Source organism: Pseudomonas laurylsulfatiphila (genome assembly GCF_002934665.1).
In the GTDB taxonomy this organism is placed as follows: domain Bacteria; phylum Pseudomonadota; class Gammaproteobacteria; order Pseudomonadales; family Pseudomonadaceae; genus Aquipseudomonas; species Aquipseudomonas laurylsulfatiphila.
On record NZ_NIRS01000004.1, the window covers coordinates 379,590 to 395,039 of the forward strand.

A 15,450-nucleotide genomic window follows, 5' to 3' on the forward strand; every position below is an offset into this window, starting at 1 on the left:
TCAGCCCTTGAGCACCCGCGCCAACGTCGATTTCACCTTGCCCATGCCGTCATGCAACGCCTGCTCGATCTCGGCCATGGTAATCACCGCCGTCGACTTGCCCGCCGCCGGGTTCACCACCAGTGCCAGACAGGCGTAATCCAGTTCCAGCTCGCGGGCCAGGGCCGCCTCCGGCATACCGGTCATGCCAACGATGTCGCAGCCGTCGCGCTCCAGCCGGGCGATTTCAGCCACCGTCTCCAGGCGCGGCCCTTGAGTGCAGGCATACACGCCATGGCTGCTGTAGCCCACACCTTCCGCCGCCAGCGCCGTGATCAATTGCTGGCGCAACGGCTCGCTATAGGGGTAGCTGAAGTCGATATGGGTGACGTGTTCCAGGTCATCGGCAAAGTAGGTGTGCTCGCGACCGCTGGTGTAGTCGATCAACTGATGCGGCACGCAGAAATGCCCGGTACCCATGGCAGCATGGATGCCGCCCACGGCGTTGACCGCCAGAATGGCTTCGGCACCGGCCTGCTTCAGCGCCCATAGATTGGCGCGGTAGTTGACCTGATGCGGCGGAAAACGATGGGGATGGCCGTGACGCGCGAGGAACAGCACTTCCTTGCCGGCATACTCGCCGATCTGAACGTCGGCCGAAGGTGCGCCATAAGGCGTGTCCACTGCCAGTGACTGGCGAATGCTCAGGCCTTCGAGTTGAGTCAGGCCAGTGCCACCGATAATCGCGTAAACCGTCATAACGAACAGTCCTTAATCAATCAATTGAGCTTCTTTGAGCGCGCCGACAGCGGCCAGCCAGCGCGGGTCTTGACGGTACTCGGTGCTGGCAAACGACTGGCCGCGCATCCGCGCAATGCGCTCGGAAGGCTTGACCTTCAGACGCTGGGCAGCGCTCAAAGCCAGTTCGGCGGCCGCACGGTCGTTGCACACCAGGCCCATGTCGCAACCGGCCGTCAACGCCGCTTCGATACGGCTGGCAGCATCGCCGACCACGTGGGCGCCAGCCATGGACAGGTCGTCACTGAAGATCACGCCATCGAACTGCAACTCGCCGCGCAGGATGTCCTGCAACCAGCGGCGGGAGAAACCTGCGGGCTGGGAATCGACCTGTGGATAAATAACGTGGGCCGGCATGACCGCGGCCAGTTGCTTGCTCAGCCTGGCAAACGGCACCAGGTCGTTGGCGCGGATCTCGTCGAGGCTGCGTTCGTCGTTGGGGATCGCGACGTGGGAATCGGCCTCGGCCCAGCCATGGCCAGGGAAATGCTTGCCGGTAGCGGCCATCCCGGCGCTGTTCATGCCACGGATGAATGCACCCGCGAGCAAGGCAGCGCGCTCGGGATCACCTTCGAACGAACGGGTGCCGACAACGGCGCTGCGCTGGTAATCGAGGTCGAGCACCGGGGCGAAGCTCAGGTCCAGGCCAACGGCCAGCACTTCGGTCGCCATGATCCAGCCGCACTGCTCGGCCAGGTATTCGGCGTTCGGGTTGTCGGCAATGGCGCGCATGGCGGGCAGGCGCACGAAACCCTGGCGCAGGCGCTGCACGCGGCCACCCTCTTGATCCACCGCCAACAGCAAATCGGGACGAATGGCGCGAATCGCTGCACTCAGCTCACGCACTTGACGCGGATGCTCGATGTTACGGGCAAAGATGATCAAGCCGCCCACTTCGGGCTGGCGCAACAATTGGCGATCTTCAGCCGTCAGCCAGGTACCGGCGACGTCCACCATCAACGAGCCTTGCAAGCCAGCAGTCATAAAAATTCCTTGATAACAGAAAACCCGGCCCACACGCATTCGCCGCCAGGGGCAAGGCCTGGCAGATTGGCGAGTTCGATGGGAAACGGGTTCAGAACGAGAGTCGGCATGGGCGGCTAGCTTAGCGGATGTCAGCTGCCGCGCCCACCCGTGCGCGGTTAAACCTTGGCGGCAACCGGCGTCGATTTGCTGCGTGGACGCAACTGGGCAGTGGCCATGGCCGTATCGGTCACACCGGATTCGGCACGCATGCCGGCGGCCAGGAACGGCACCATCAGGCGCATGACCTGCTCGATCGAGGTGTTCACGCCGAAGTCGGTTTCGGCAATCGCGCGCAAAGCCTTGATACCAGACATGCTGAACGCCGCGGCACCGAGCATGAAGTGCACGCGCCAGAACAGTTCGATGGGTGGAATACGCGGCGCCGCTTCGTTGACCAGCATCATGTAGCGGCGAAACACCTTGCCGTACATGTCTTCCAGATAACGCCGCAAGTGCCCCTGGCTCTGACTGAACGCCAGCCCCAGCAAACGCATGAAGATGGACAGGTCGTTGCCGCTGCGCGGTTGCACCACCAGGGCCTGCTCGACGAGGATTTCCAGCAACTCTTCGAGGGTCGGCTTGTTTTCAGGCTTGGCCTGACGCCGCTCCAGCTCTTTGTCGAGGCTGATGCAGAACGGCCCGAGGAACCGCGAGAAAACCGCCTGGATCAACGCCTTCTTTGAACCGAAGTGATAGTTCACCGCCGCCAGGTTGACACCGGCCTTGCTGGTGATCAGGCGCAACGAGGTTTCAGCGAAACCTTTTTCCGCAAACAACTGCTCGGCTGCATCAAGAATGCGTTCAACGGTTTCCGACTGGGCCATGGCTACTCCGCCTGACAAACACTTGTTTGAAACATACGTTTCAGCCTGTGCCTTGTCAAGTCTGGCAGTTCGTTTCGGGAATGGTCGGTCAGACATTTAACCACACAACGGCGAAGCTTCAATCCACTGACTGATTGACCGTCTGGCGGCGGCTGAAAAATGGAGCATTGCCAAGATCGCCTTACTGTATATAATCCCAGTCACTGTATAAAAAAACAGAGCGATCAATATGCTAAAGCTGACGCCACGACAAGCCGAGATCCTGGCTTTCATCAAACGCTGCCTGGAAGACAACGGATACCCCCCCACCCGTGCGGAAATCGCTCAGGAACTGGGTTTCAAGTCACCCAATGCGGCGGAAGAGCACCTCAAGGCGCTGGCCCGCAAGGGTGCCATCGAGATGACGCCTGGCGCCTCCCGTGGCATTCGCATCCCCGGCTTCGAAGCCAAGGCCGACGATTCCACCCTGCCGATCATTGGCCGGGTCGCAGCCGGCGCCCCGATTCTTGCGCAGCAACACATCGAAGAGTCCTGCAACATCAACCCTGCCTTCTTCCATCCGCGCGCCGACTACCTGCTGCGCGTCCACGGGATGAGCATGAAGGATGTCGGCATTTTCGACGGCGACCTGCTGGCCGTCCACACCACCCGCGAAGCCCGTAACGGCCAGATCGTGGTTGCACGAATCGGCGACGAAGTGACCGTCAAGCGCTTCAAGCGTGACGGCAGCAAAGTCTGGCTGATCGCCGAGAACCCCGAGTTCGCCCCTATCGAAGTGAACCTTCAAGATCAGGAACTGGTGATCGAAGGCTTGAGTGTCGGCGTGATTCGCCGCTAAAGGAGGCTCCATGCAGTTCCCACAGCCATCACCACAGCAAACCCAACTGCCGTTGTTCGAAGCGTTCATGGCACAGCCATTGGCGCCGATCCTGAAAGACGTAGTCGAGTCCCCCTGGAGCGCCGAACCTGACGTTTTCAGCGAGCTGTCACTGCGTGGTGCAGCCGGGAACTGCCTGAGCCTTCTGGCACCGATCCTCAGGGAATTGAGCCAGGACCAGGACGCACGCTGGCTGACACTGATCGCGCCGCCCGCCAGCCTGACTCAAGCCTGGCTGCGAGATGCCGGCCTCAACCGCGAGCGCATTCTGTTGCTGCACCCCCGGGGCACCCAAAGTGCTCAGCAACTGACCTGCGAAGCCCTGCGTCTTGGGCGCAGCCATACGGTTGTCAGCTGGCTCAACCCGCTGAGCAGCCAATCCCGGCAACAGCTGATCAGCGCCGCCCGGACCGGGGACGCTCAGAGCCTGAATATTCGTTTGGGATAACTGACAGCCGGGGCGTGAGCTTCACCGCGCGAGGCTTCTCCTGGGAGAGAGAAGCCGATGTGTAGCGATATCAAGAAAACTGACGGACGGGGATCAATGAAGAACCCGTGGCCCCTCGTCCTTGTCGAATTCGCCTTCAACCAGGCGACCTGCCATCTGGACTCCCACGCTCAACATCGCCTTGGCGACTTCCACGTGTTGCCCTTGCAGGAACGCTTTGGCGTCCTCGGAGAAATCCAAAGTAACCAGAGAACCCTCGTCCTCGGCCCTGCGCAGCTCGATACGGCCGTCTGGTAACTCGACAATTTCTAGAAAGGACGTTGGCATAAAGGACTGTTCTCCACGAAAGGCGGGGATTATATAGGCATCGGCCAGGCTTCGCTCGGGATCTTGACCAGATGCCATCCCAAAACTGTTTCTGTCAGCACTCGTTCAGGCCTTCGCGAAAGCGGATCGCCAATCCTTTCAGATTCTGGCGCCAGCTCTCCAGCTCCTCCCGACTCAGTTCCTCTGGCTCATCCACTTCATCCAGATTGACAGCCTGAATCAAAGGCTGGGTCACGTCCCCTTTTGGCTTGTGGGGCGCGCGCGGCGGCTGAAACAACGCAGCATGGGCAGCCAACAACTTGGCCAACCAGGTCTCCGGATTATTGGCCAGCTCCACCAGCTCGGCCATTTCCGGAATGGCGATGGTTTCCAGCACTTCGCGAGTCAGCAGCAGCTCCGCACGGGGGGCATTGGCCTGCGGCAGGCGATAGAAGCCGGCGATTTCATGACACAGGCCCAACAGCGCGCCGTACAGGTGAAACAGCGCAGATTCGCGTCCGGCCTGGATAAGCGCCAGCGAATTCATCGCCCGACCCTCTTCAGTGCGCGCCAGTGCTTCCAGCGACAAGCCGGCGAAGTAAATCTTCTGATTGGTGCGGGTATAAAGTTCGTGGGCCATGACGGCAGCCTCCACAACGAAATAATTGCTTCATGCAGGTCCTGTGTAGGAGCGAGCCTGCTCGCGATGGACTTGAGAGCAACGCGGGCATCCTGAAAGCCCGCGTTATCGTTGACGACCATCGCGAGCAAGCTCGCTCCTACAAGGGTCTTGCGATTCTACGCCTTCGCAGTTCCCATGCGGCCTTTTGTAGGAGCGAGCTTGCTCCGGGCGGCGTTCCGACGATGGGCCTGAGAGCAACGCGGGCATCCTGAAAGCACGCGTCATCGTTGACGACCATCGCGAGCAAGCTCGCTCCTACAGTTTCAAGCCTTCGCAGCCGGGCGCTTGTCTTCAACCGTCCACTTGCCGCCGTCGTAGAACGCTTTCCAGCCAGTCGGCTTACCGTCAACTTCGGTCTGCACGTACTGTTCCTTGGTCTTGCGGCTGTAACGAATCACAGCCGGAAGGCCATCGGGATCTTTCTTAGGCGCTTCGCAGAGGAAGTGATACTTCGGATCGATCTCATCCTTGTGCGGCACGATCTCGATAACCAGCGGAGCACGAGTCTCACGGTTTTTCGGGAACTGGCTGGCCGCCAGGAACAGGCCGGATGCACCGTCGCGCAGGATATAGGTGTCGTTGACCTTTTCGCATTTCAGCTCAGGCATCTTCACCGGGTCCATCTTCGGCGGCGCCGCATCACCGCTCTTCAGCAGTTTGCGGGTGTTCTTGCAGGTCGCGTTGGTGCAGCCGAAGAACTTGCCGAAACGGCCGGTCTTGAGTTGCATCTCGCTGCCGCACTTGTCGCATTCCAGGCTCGGACCTTCATAGCCCTTGATGCGATAGGTGCCCTCTTCGATTTCGTAGCCGTCGCAATCCGGGTTGTTACCGCAGATGTGCAACTTGCGCTTCTCGTCCAGCAGGTAGGCGTCCATCGCCGTGCTGCAGATCGGGCAGCGATGCTTGCCGCGCAATACCAGCGACTCCGACTCACCCTCGTCATCCGCGGCGATTTCGTCGCCCGGCACCAGGTTGACGGTGGCCTTGCAGCGCTCTTTCGGCGGCAGGCTGTAGCCCGAGCAACCGAGGAACACGCCGGTCGACGCGGTGCGAATCTGCATCGGACGACCGCAGGTCGTGCACGGAATGTCTGTCATCACCGGCTGGTTGGCACGCATGCCGTTTTCCGGGCTTTCGGCTACTTCGAGCTTCTTCTTGAAGTCGCCGTAGAACTCGTCGAGCACGTTTTTCCAGTCGCGTTCGCCCTGGGCCACGTCATCGAGATGCTCTTCCATGCCGGCGGTGAAACCGTAGTCCATCAGGTTCGAGAAGCTCTCGGCCAGACGCTCGGTGACGATGTCGCCCATCTTTTCCGAGTAGAAGCGACGGTTGTGCAACGCCACGTAACCACGGTCCTGGATGGTCGAAATGATCGCCGCGTAGGTCGAAGGACGACCGATGCCGCGTTTTTCCATTTCTTTTACCAGACTGGCTTCCGAGTAACGCGCCGGCGGCTTGGTGAAGTGCTGGGTCGGATCAAGCTTGATCAGCTTCATCGCGTCGCCCTGGGCCATGTCCGGCAGCACATCGTCGTCGCCTGGCTTGGCGATTTGCGGCATGACGCGGGTGTAACCGTCGAACTTCAGGATGCGGCCCTTGGCACGCAGTTCGAAGTCGCCAGCGCCCACAGTGACGGTCGTCGACAGGTATTGCGCCGGCAGCATCTGGCAAGCCAGGAACTGGCGCCAGATCAGCTCGTAGAGGCGCTCAGCGTCACGCTCCATGCCCGACAGCTTGCTTGGCTCGGTGTTGGCGTCGGAGGGACGAATCGCTTCGTGAGCCTCTTGAGCGCCTTCCTTGCTGCTGTAGACGTTCGGGGTTTCCGGCAGGTACTTCTTGCCGAACTCGCCTTCAATATAAGTACGCGCCATCGCCACGGCATCAACCGAGAGGTTGGTCGAGTCGGTACGCATGTAAGTGATGTAGCCGGCTTCGTACAGACGCTGGGCCATCATCATGGTTTTCTTCACCCCGAAGCCCAGGCGGTTGCTCGCGGCCTGCTGCAGGGTGGAGGTGATGAACGGCGCCGACGGCTTGCTGCTGGTCGGTTTGTCTTCGCGCTTGACGATGCTGTAGCTGGAAGCCTTGAGCTTCTCCAGCGCGGCCATGGCCTGGGCTTCGTTGAGCGGCTTGAAGGCTTCGCCTTTCTCGCGGGCCACGTCGAAACGCACGGTCGCGCCTTTTGCGGTGCCGAGGTCGGCGTGCACTTCCCAGTACTCTTCCGGGTTGAACGCGCGGATTTCACGTTCGCGCTCAACCACCAGCTTCACGGCAACCGACTGCACGCGACCGGCGGACAAACCGCGAGCGATCTTGGCCCACAGCAGTGGCGAAACCATGTAGCCCACGACACGGTCGAGGAAGCGACGCGCCTGCTGGGCGTTGACGCGGTCGATATCCAGCTCGCCCGGCTGGGAGAAGGCTTCCTGGATCGCCTTCTTGGTGATTTCGTTGAACACCACGCGCTTGTAGCGGCTGTCGTCACCACCGATGGCTTCGCGCAGGTGCCAGGCAATGGCTTCCCCCTCGCGATCCAAGTCGGTTGCGAGATAGATGGTGTCAGCATCCTTGGCGAGCCGGCGCAGCTCTTCGATGACTTTTTCCTTGCCCGGGAGGATCTCGTACTTGGCTTTCCAGCCATGATCCGGATCGACCCCCATGCGCGCGACCAGCTGCTTGCGCGCTTTTTCTTTAGGCGACAGTGCCGGCGCTTCACCCGCAGCAGCCTTGCCGCGCTTGGCGGCCGGCTCTTTGCTGGCGCTAGCCGAACCGCTGGTGGGCAGGTCTCGGATATGGCCGATACTCGACTTCACCACGTATTCGTTGCCCAAATACTTGTTGATGGTCTTGGCCTTAGCCGGGGATTCCACAATGACCAGCGATTTGCCCATGGATCAGAAAATTCCTGAATTCGAGAAGTGAAAGGCGATTGGCGCCTGACGCGGCACCGCTATATATAGTGGCTACAAGGTGAGGTCAAGCGCAGGGTATTGCGCGCACTCAGCTTATGGCTTGGTAAAAGGGCACTCTTCGGCTTGCACCAAAGCAAAGCGTGGCACCTGTTCGCCGTCAACTTCGACCGACTCCAGGAACATGCTCAAGGGACGCACCCAAAAGCCGCAATCGCCATACAGGGCTTGATAGAAGACCACTTCCTCTTCGGTTTCCGAATGCCGCGCAACACTGAATACGCGGTACAGCGGACCTTTGTAATGTTGGTAGAGCCCTGGTTGTATCGGCATGCTTTGGCCCTCACTCAATTTTTTTCAAAATAAAAACAAAATAAATCCGGAAAAACAAAAAACCGGGGCACTTGGCCCCGGCTTCCATCAACGAAACGCTTAAACGCGTTCGAAGACGGTGGAGATGCCTTGGCCGAGACCAATGCACATGGTGGCTACCCCGAAGGTACCGCCATTCTGCTTCATCACATTGAGCAAAGTGCCGGAGATCCGCGCACCGGAGCAACCGAACGGGTGGCCCAGGGCGATCGCGCCGCCGTGCAGGTTAACCTTCTCGTTCATCTTGTCGAGCACTTTCAGATCTTTCAGCACTGGCAGGGCCTGTGCGGCGAAAGCTTCGTTGAGCTCGAAGAAGTCGATGTCGGAGATACCCAGACCCGCGCGCTTCAGTGCTTTTTGTGTGGCCGGTACTGGACCATAGCCCATGATTGCCGGATCCACACCTGCCACCGCCATCGAGCGAATCACCGCCATAGGCTGGATGCCCAGGTCCTGTGCGCGCTGCGCCGACATCACGATCATGCACGAAGCACCATCGGTGATCTGCGACGAAGTACCCGCTGTCACGGTGCCGCCCTTCGGATTGAACGCTGGCTTGAGAGCCGCCAGGCTTTCCAGGGTGGTTTCCGGACGAATGGTTTCGTCGTAGTCGAAGGTTTTCAGGAAACCGTTCTCGTCGTAGCCCTGCATCGGGATGATTTCGTCTTTGAACTTGCCTTCCACGGTCGCCTTGTGGGCGAGTTGGTGGGAGCGCACGCCGAAAGCGTCCTGTTGTTCGCGGGTAATGCCGTGCATTTTGCCCAGCATTTCCGCGGTCAGGCCCATCATGCCCGAGGCTTTTGCCGCGTACAGCGACATGTGCGGGTTCGGATCGACACCGTGCATCATGCTCACGTGGCCCATATGCTCGACGCCACCAACGACGAACACGTCACCGTTGCCGGTCATGATCGCTTGCGCAGCAGTGTGCAGAGCGCTCATGGACGAGCCACACAGACGGCTGACGGTCTGGCCGGCCGAGGTGTGCGGGATCTGGGTCATCAGCGACGCCATGCGCGCGATGTTCCAGCCCTGCTCCAGGGTCTGGTTCACACAGCCCCAGATCACGTCTTCGACTTCGTTCGGGTCGACCTTGACGTTGCGTTCCAGCAGTTTGCTGATCAGGTGCGCCGACATGTCTTCGGCGCGGGTGTTGCGGTGCATGCCGCCCTTGGAGCGGCCCATCGGAGTACGACCAAAGTCGACAATCACGACGTCTCTAGGATTCAAGCTCATAAGTTCACTCTCACTCTAGTTGGGGGCGCTTAACCGAAGAAGCTCTGGCCGTTCTTGGCCATTTCGCGCAGCTTCGCGGTCGGGTGGTACAGCGCGCCCAAATCAGCGTACTGGTCAGCCAGGGCAACGAACTCTGCCACACCGATCGAATCGATGTAACGCAGCGCACCGCCACGGAATGGAGGGAAACCAATGCCGTAGACCAGACCCATGTCGGCTTCGGCAGCGGTTTCGACGATGCCGTCTTCCAGGCAACGCACGGTTTCCAGGCACAGCGGGATCATCATCCAGTTGATGATGTCTTCGTCAGTGACTTCGCGCTGTTCAAAGACGATTGGCTTGAGCACTTCCAGTACCGACGGGTCGGCGACTTTCTTCTGCTTGCCCTTCTTGTCGGTCTCGTAGGCGTAGAAGCCCTTGCCGTTCTTCTGGCCCAGGCGCTTGGCTTCGTAGAGCACGTCAACGGCCGAGCGACGGTCGTCCTTCATGCGGTCCGGGAAACCTTCAGCCATCACGTCACGGCCGTGGTGGCCGGTGTCGATGCCGACCACGTCCATCAGGTAGGCCGGGCCCATAGGCCAGCCGAATTTTTCCATGATCTTGTCGATACGGACGAAGTCCACACCAGCGCTGACCAGCTTGGCGAAACCGCCGAAGTACGGGAACAGTACGCGGTTGACCAGGAAGCCCGGGCAGTCGTTGACGACGATCGGGTTCTTGCCCATTTTCTTGGCGTAGGCAACGGTGGTGGCAACAGCCAGCTCGCTGGACTTCTCGCCACGGATCACTTCCACCAGCGGCATCATGTGCACCGGGTTGAAGAAGTGCATGCCGACGAAGTTTTCCGGACGCTTGAGGGCCTTGGCCAGCAAGGTGATGGAAATGGTCGAGGTGTTGGACGCGAGGATGGTGTCCTCTTTAACCTGGCCTTCAACTTCAGCCAGTACGGCTTGCTTGACCTTCGGGTTCTCGACGACCGCTTCCACCACCAGGTCCACGTGACCGAAATCACCGTAGGACAAGGTCGGACGGATGCCGTTGAGCACTTCAGCCATTTTCGCGGCGGTCATGCGACCTTTTTCAACGCGGCCAACCAGCAGCTTGGCGGCTTCGGCCAGACCCTGCTCGATGCCATGCTCATTGATGTCCTTCATCAGGATCGGCGTGCCTTTGGAAGCCGACTGATAGGCGATACCGCCACCCATGATACCGGCACCCAGTACGGCGGCCTGCTTCACGTCCTTGGCGATTTCGTCGTAGGCCTTGGCCTTTTTCTTCAGTTCCTGGTCATTCAGGAACAGACCGATCAGGCTCTGCGCGGCAGAGGTCTTGGCCAGCTTGACGAAACCTGCGGCTTCAATTTCCAGGGCCTTGTCGCGACCGAAGTTCGCGGCTTTCTGGATGGTCTTGATCGCTTCAACCGGCGCCGGGTAGTTCGGGCCAGCTTGACCTGCCACGAAACCTTTGGCGGTTTCGAAAGCCATCATTTGCTCGATGGCGTTCAGCTTCAGCTTTTCCAGCTTCGGCTGGCGCTTGGCCTTGTAGTCGAACTCGCCGGAGATGGCGCGCTTGATCAGTTCCAGCGCGGCCTCTTGCAGCTTCTCTGGAGCAACCACGGCGTCGACAGCGCCAACTTTCAGCGCGTCTTCAGGACGGTTTTCCTTGCCGGCGGCAATCCACTCGATGGCGTTGTCGGCACCGATCAGACGCGGCAGACGAACGGTACCGCCGAAGCCCGGGTAGATGCCCAGCTTGACTTCCGGCAGGCCGATCTTGGCCTTGGTGGACATGACGCGGTAGTCCGCCGCCAGGCACATTTCCAGACCGCCACCCAGCGCGATGCCATTGATCGCGGCAACGGTCGGAACGTTGAGGTCTTCGAAATCGCTGAAAATCTTGTTGGCTTCGAGGTTGCCAGCAACAAGCTCTGCATCCGGCAGCTTGAAGTTGTCGACAAATTCGGTGATGTCGGCGCCGACGATGAACACGTCCTTGCCACTGCTGACGATCACGCCCTTGATCGAAGCATCTGCCTTGATGGTGTCTACGGCCTGACGCAGTTCGTTCAGGGTTAGACGGTTGAACTTGTTGACGGACTCACCCTTGAGGTCGAACTTCAGTTCGACGATGCCACTTTCAAGAGCCTTAACCGTGATGGCTTTACCTTCGTAAATCATCAACTGATCTCCACGATATGGAAGCTGAACAGTACACGTCGGACGCAGGCGAATGGCTTGGCAGGGACGCTAATCGTCAATGCTACGCCCATTCCCCCGGCACACCCGCCAACGCGATAGTCGGGATTCTGTAGGAGCGGTCTGAAATACAAACGCTCAATTCATACGCCCGTTTGATTTGGGTACGTCACCTTCACGGAATTTCCGACAATTGTCAATCGCCCGAAACACGGGTTGAAACGCGACTTTCCGGTCATATCCGTACTGCGAAGACCTTAAACACGCCGAAGCATGCAGGGTCATTCATAGAATCAATTGTTAGAAAATGCGCCCTAATTCGCTGCAGCCCGCGTTTAACAAGCTACGCTGGCGGAACCAAGGGGAAAATTGTGAACGCTTTAGACGAATGCCCAGCGTAAGATCAGCCAACACCGATTTACCGGCCTGCCTGGCCAACCCGCCCGATGATTTTGTCGGGCTTTTTATTGCGTGCGAAAAACATCTGTAGGAGCGAGCCTGCTCGCGATGGACGTCAACGATGGCGCGGGAAGCCTGGCACCCCGCGGCGCTATCAGGTTCATCGCGAGCAGGCTCGCTCCTACAAAGGGACGGGGTTCAGGCAAGGGCTTTGAGCGTTGCATCGATGTGCTGCAACACCTCGGCCTCGCCCTTCTCGCCCCAATACAAGGCGATGATTTGCTTGTCGGCCTCAACCTTGTAGACATTACCCGGCAATTTTTCGAAATGATTGAGCAGCGCCTGATCTTCACAGGTTTCCTGCCATTGATTGACCCAGACACCCGGTGATTTCTGCCAGTAACTCCAGCACGCCGGCTGACTGCCACGCCGCGGACGATGGTACTGGGCGCACGGGCTCGGCGGCTCCTGGCTCAGCCAGTGTGGCCATTCCTGGGGCGCCAGCTGCATGGCCAACCCAATGCGCCGGGCCTCCATGCGCAGGGCGATGCGCCCACTCTGGGCACGCGACGGGCGCAACCATGCCAGTGGGCTGAGTACCACCAGCAGGATTGACACCACTATCCACACCGTCATATCTGTACTCCCGATTCTTGATGAGCCCATTGTGTCACTTTGGAACCAATGCGCCTGAAACCAGCCATACTTACCAATATTGCAATCCTCAGGAGGAGCACCTCATGCCCTACAACCATATTCTGGTCGCTGTAGATCTGACCGAAGAGTGCGACCCTGTGATCCACCGCGCTCGCGAGCTGTCGGTGAGCAACGGCGCGAAATTGTCACTGGTGCACATTGTCGAGCCGATGGCGATGGCCTTTGGCGGCGACGTGCCGATGGACCTGTCACAACTGCAACAGCAGCAGTTCGATCAGGCCAAGGAGCGCCTTGACCGGTTGATCCTCAAATATCCGGAACTCTCCAGGGAATACAGCCACCTCACCTATGGCCAGCCACGCCAGGAAATCCACCACCTGGCCAAGGAGCAAACCTGCGACCTGATCGTGGTGGGCAGCCATGGCCGGCACGGCCTGGCACTGCTGCTCGGCTCCACCGCCAATGACGTGCTGCATGGCGCGCCTTGCGATGTGCTTGCGGTGCGCCTGCAAAACAAATCCTGATACACAAACCCCTGTGTAGGAGCTGCCGCAGGCTGCGATCTTTTGATCTTGTTCTTAAAAATCAAAGTCAAAAGATCGCAGCCTGCGGCAGCTCCTACAAGGGGATTGCGTTTCATATGAAAAGCCCGGCGTTCACGTGTGTGAAGCCGGGCTTTTTTATTGCAGGTTCAATCAGGCATCCAGTTCGGCCCAGCGCTCGACCATTACGTCGAGTTCAGCCTGCAACTGCGCCAGTTGAGCAATCACTGCAGCCGTCTCGGCAGCCGGGCGCAGGTAGAAACCCGCGTCGGCCATCTGCGCTTCAACGGCAGCGATCTGCTGCTCCATGGCTTCGATCTCGCCGGGCAACGCTTCCAGCTCACGCTGCAGCTTATAGCTGAGCTTCTTCTTCGCCACTGGCGCTTCGACAGCCGCCGCAACCGGTGCTGGCTCGGCCTTCACCACTGCAGAGTTCAGGTCGGCCTTGCCGGACTTGCTCTCGGTCACGCCCAGCAGGCGCGGCGAGCCGCCCTGACGCAGCCAGTCCTGATAACCGCCCACGTACTCGCGCACCTTGCCTTCACCTTCGAAGACCAGGGTGCTGGTCACCACGTTGTCGAGGAATGCCCGGTCGTGACTGACCATCAATACGGTGCCGTTGAAGGTCAGCAGGACCTCTTCGAGCAATTCGAGGGTTTCGACGTCGAGGTCGTTGGTCGGTTCGTCGAGTACCAGCAGGTTCGCCGGCTTGCTGAACAGCTTGGCCAGCAACAGACGGGCACGTTCACCGCCGGACAGCGCCTTGACCGGCGTGCGCGCACGCTGCGGGCTGAACAGGAAGTCGCCGAGGTAGCTCAGCACGTGGCGGCTCTGGCCGTCGATATCGATGAAGTCGCGACCTTCGGCGACGTTGTCGATCACGGTCTTTTCCAGATCCAGCTGATGGCGCAATTGGTCGAAGTAGGCAACATCGATCCGGGTGCCCTCTTCCACCTTGCCGCTGGTTGGCTGCAAGCCGCTGAGCATCAGCTTCAGCAGCGTGGTCTTGCCGGTACCGTTGGCGCCGAGCAGACCAATACGGTCGCCGCGCTGCAGCACCATGGAGAAGTCCTTGATCAGGAACGGACCGTCCGGATGAGCAAAGCTCACGTTATCGAGGACCATGACCTGTTTGCCGGACTTGTCGGCAGTTTCCAGCTGGATGTTGGCCTTGCCGGTCCGCTCGCGACGTTCACTGCGCTCGACGCGCAAGGCTTTCAGCGCGCGTACGCGGCCTTCGTTACGGGTGCGACGGGCCTTGATGCCCTGGCGAATCCACACTTCTTCCTGGGCCAGGCGCTTGTCGAACAGCGCGTTGGCGGTTTCTTCGGCCGCCAGTGCGGCTTCCTTGTGCACGAGGAAACTGGCGTAGTCGCCGTTCCAGTCGATCAGGCCGCCACGATCCAGTTCGAGGATGCGGGTTGCCAGGTTCTGCAGGAAAGAACGGTCGTGCGTGATGAACAGCACGGCGCCCTGGAAATCCTTCAGCGCCTCTTCAAGCCAGGCGATGGCGCCGATATCCAGGTGGTTGGTCGGTTCGTCGAGCAGCAGCAGGTCCGGCTCGGACACCAGGGCCTGGGCCAGCAGGACGCGACGACGCCAGCCGCCGGACAACTCGGCGAGGGTCTTGTCAGCCGGCAGTTGCAGGCGGCTCAGGGTGCTGTCGACCAGCGTCTGCAAGCGCCAGCCATCGCGGGCTTCGAGGTCGTGCTGGACGTGCATCAGCTTGTCCAGGTCGGCATCGGTGACGATGTTCTGGCTCAGGTGGTGATACTCGGCGAGCAGCGCACCAACGCCGTCCAGGCCTTCGGCCACCACGTCGAACACTGTCCGCTCGTCGGCCACCGGCAATTCTTGCGGCAATTCGCCGATCTTGAGGCCGGGTGCGCGCCAAACGGAGCCGTCATCGGGCTTCTGGTCGCCCTTGACGAGCTTCATCATGCTGGACTTGCCAGTGCCGTTGCGGCCGATGATGCACACCCGCTCACCACGGGCGATCTGCCAGGACACCTTGTCCAACAACGGCATAGCGCCGAAAGCAAGGGACACATCGCTGAATTTGAGCAGGGTCATGAGCTTCTCCAAAAACCGGGCGCGCATTCTACCTGACTTGAGGCTTCAGAAGGCCGGCAATTTCACTCTCGTAGCACTCTGAACGACAAATGTTGCGAACTGATGCGGGAAGACCCGCAAAGCTTTC

14 protein-coding genes are annotated in these 15,450 nt (G+C 59.8%); 3 read left to right on the forward strand and 11 right to left on the reverse strand.

Features of this window, described 5'->3' with window-relative positions:
• The 3 genes from CD175_RS16500 to CD175_RS16510 all read right to left on the reverse strand — a co-directional run bounded on the left by CD175_RS16500 (position 1) and on the right by CD175_RS16510 (position 2,627).
• A complete protein-coding gene (locus tag CD175_RS16500) occupies positions 1-738 on the reverse strand; it encodes an S-methyl-5'-thioinosine phosphorylase (protein WP_104449721.1) in 738 nt (245 codons plus the stop codon).
• A 12-nt stretch (positions 739-750) separates the two neighbouring features.
• Complete coding sequence (gene nagZ / locus CD175_RS16505; RefSeq protein ID WP_007974039.1) at positions 751-1,761, reverse strand: beta-N-acetylhexosaminidase; 1,011 nt, start codon at positions 1,759-1,761, stop codon at positions 751-753.
• 158 nt (positions 1,762-1,919) lie between these two features.
• Positions 1,920-2,627, reverse strand: a complete 708-nt coding sequence (locus tag CD175_RS16510) for a TetR/AcrR family transcriptional regulator (RefSeq protein ID WP_056857021.1) — start codon at positions 2,625-2,627, stop codon at positions 1,920-1,922.
• Positions 2,628-2,856: 229 nt separating this feature from the next.
• Here CD175_RS16510 and lexA point away from each other — a divergent pair, with 229 nt between their 5' ends.
• Entirely contained in the window at positions 2,857-3,465 is a 609-nt protein-coding gene (gene lexA, locus CD175_RS16515; protein ID WP_007974043.1) for a transcriptional repressor LexA, read from the forward strand.
• Positions 3,466-3,475: 10 nt separating this feature from the next.
• Positions 3,476-3,952: an SOS-induced cell division inhibitor SulA gene (sulA, locus tag CD175_RS16520; RefSeq protein ID WP_095965240.1), complete on the forward strand. Its 477-nt coding sequence runs from the start codon at positions 3,476-3,478 to the stop codon at positions 3,950-3,952.
• A 93-nt stretch (positions 3,953-4,045) separates the two neighbouring features.
• On the opposite strand, the gene CD175_RS16525 is transcribed toward sulA, so the two are convergent.
• The 7 genes from CD175_RS16525 to CD175_RS16560 form a co-directional block, all read right to left on the reverse strand.
• Complete coding sequence (locus CD175_RS16525) at positions 4,046-4,279, reverse strand: hypothetical protein (protein WP_007991404.1); 234 nt, start codon at positions 4,277-4,279, stop codon at positions 4,046-4,048.
• 94 nt (positions 4,280-4,373) lie between these two features.
• On the reverse strand, positions 4,374-4,898 hold the full coding sequence (locus tag CD175_RS16530) for a DUF6586 family protein (protein WP_015095954.1): 525 nt from the start codon (positions 4,896-4,898) through the stop codon (positions 4,374-4,376).
• A gap of 305 nt (positions 4,899-5,203) precedes the next feature.
• Positions 5,204-7,831 carry a type I DNA topoisomerase gene (topA, locus tag CD175_RS16540; protein WP_104449723.1) on the reverse strand — a complete coding sequence of 876 codons (2,628 nt, stop codon included), beginning with the start codon at positions 7,829-7,831 and terminating at the stop codon, positions 5,204-5,206.
• A gap of 114 nt (positions 7,832-7,945) precedes the next feature.
• A complete protein-coding gene (locus CD175_RS16545; RefSeq protein ID WP_104449724.1) occupies positions 7,946-8,182 on the reverse strand; it encodes a DUF1653 domain-containing protein in 237 nt (78 codons plus the stop codon).
• A gap of 99 nt (positions 8,183-8,281) precedes the next feature.
• A complete protein-coding gene (gene fadA, locus CD175_RS16550; RefSeq protein WP_007986361.1) occupies positions 8,282-9,457 on the reverse strand; it encodes an acetyl-CoA C-acyltransferase FadA in 1,176 nt (391 codons plus the stop codon).
• 29 nt (positions 9,458-9,486) lie between these two features.
• On the reverse strand, positions 9,487-11,634 hold the full coding sequence (fadB, locus tag CD175_RS16555) for a fatty acid oxidation complex subunit alpha FadB (protein ID WP_104449725.1): 2,148 nt from the start codon (positions 11,632-11,634) through the stop codon (positions 9,487-9,489).
• Positions 11,635-12,249: 615 nt separating this feature from the next.
• On the reverse strand, positions 12,250-12,687 hold the full coding sequence (locus CD175_RS16560) for a hypothetical protein (protein WP_104449726.1): 438 nt from the start codon (positions 12,685-12,687) through the stop codon (positions 12,250-12,252).
• A 104-nt stretch (positions 12,688-12,791) separates the two neighbouring features.
• On the opposite strand from CD175_RS16560, the gene CD175_RS16565 reads away from it, so the two are divergent.
• Complete coding sequence (locus CD175_RS16565; RefSeq protein WP_046041383.1) at positions 12,792-13,232, forward strand: universal stress protein; 441 nt, start codon at positions 12,792-12,794, stop codon at positions 13,230-13,232.
• Between the two features lie 171 nt (positions 13,233-13,403).
• Here the strand turns inward: CD175_RS16565 and CD175_RS16570 are convergent, their stop codons facing one another.
• Positions 13,404-15,323, reverse strand: a complete 1,920-nt coding sequence (locus CD175_RS16570; RefSeq protein WP_007974055.1) for an ATP-binding cassette domain-containing protein — start codon at positions 15,321-15,323, stop codon at positions 13,404-13,406.
• Positions 15,324-15,450 lie beyond the last annotated feature (127 nt).